1 protein-coding gene is annotated in these 279 nt (G+C 54.8%); it reads right to left on the bottom strand.

Going from position 1 to position 279, the window contains the following annotated elements; genetic code table 11:
* Window positions 1-279: FIDD domain-containing protein (locus LOK78_RS16555; RefSeq protein WP_232635690.1), on the bottom strand; the 279-nt coding region annotated here is incomplete at both ends.

The following is a 279-nucleotide window of genomic DNA, read 5'->3' as shown; positions in this document are numbered from 1 at the left end:
CCAGCCCGTTCAATATCTCTGTGTTGGCCTGGGTCAGGTCAAACTGTGTCATCCCATCGGCAACGGCATCGTCGCACAGTTCCAATGGTGATGGATCGGCAATCTCTGGTGTTGGCTGCACGATCAGCTGCAGCTCCACAATGGTAGGACAGTCGGTATCCACACCGGCATAGTCCACTCTTACGTAGATCACCTGCCCAAGGACGTTGGACAACGGACTGCTCTGTGGCAGCACATCGTCCACTGCGTTCTGGTAGGTCAGGTGGAAGGTAACATCTA

The organism is Mangrovimonas futianensis (genome assembly GCF_021245805.1).
GTDB classification, from domain to species: Bacteria; Bacteroidota; Bacteroidia; order Flavobacteriales; family Flavobacteriaceae; genus Mangrovimonas; species Mangrovimonas futianensis.
Note: the sequence above shows the minus strand (reverse complement) of the source record. Positions and strands in the feature narration are given on the sequence as shown.